Origin of the sequence: Salinicola socius, from assembly GCF_001937195.1 — a bacterium.
Taxonomy (GTDB): Bacteria; Pseudomonadota; Gammaproteobacteria; order Pseudomonadales; family Halomonadaceae; genus Salinicola; species Salinicola socius.
Genome location: NZ_MSDO01000115.1, coordinates 1 through 639 on the forward strand (window position 1 = coordinate 1; position 639 = coordinate 639).

Consider the following 639-nt stretch of genomic DNA (forward strand, 5'->3'; position numbering starts at 1 on the left):
ACCGGCAGCACCGGGGAGAACGCTACTCTCAATATCGCCGCGGCCCAGGGCGTGCTTGCCAACGACAGCGATGTCGACGGCGGCACGCTGAGCGTCAGGGCAGTCAATGGCGTAACAGGTAGCGTGGGGCAGGCCATCACCGGCTCCAATGGCGGCACCTTCACGCTGAACGCGGATGGCTCATACAGCTTCAATCCGGGCACGGCGTTCGATCGCCTGGCCGCGGGTCAGACCGACACCACCCAAGTTAGCTATACCGTCAGCGATGGTCAGGGCGGCACCGCCACCTCGACGCTGACCGTAACGGTGACTGGTACCAACGATGCGCCGGTCGCTCAGGCAGGCACGGCCACGACGGAAGAGAACACGCTGCTGACCGGTCAGGTCCCGGCAGCGACCGACGTCGATGGCACCATCGCCAGCTACGCACTCGACACCGGCGTAGGTCAGGGCAACGGCTCGTTGACGTTCAACGCCGACGGTTCCTACAGCTTCGCCCCCGGCACTGACTTCGATGGTCTGGCTACCGGCGAAAGCCGTGACGTCACTTTCAGCTATACCGCCACCGACAACGATGGTGGGGTCAGCGAGCCCAAGACGGTCACCATTACCGTCACGGGGACTAACGATGCGCCGGTG

1 protein-coding gene is annotated in these 639 nt (G+C 64.5%); it reads left to right on the top strand.

Annotated elements, in window-relative coordinates; all coding sequences use genetic code 11:
• The coding region (locus BTW07_RS19120) for a tandem-95 repeat protein (RefSeq protein ID WP_144077018.1) at positions 1 to 639 on the top strand (639 nt) is incomplete at both ends.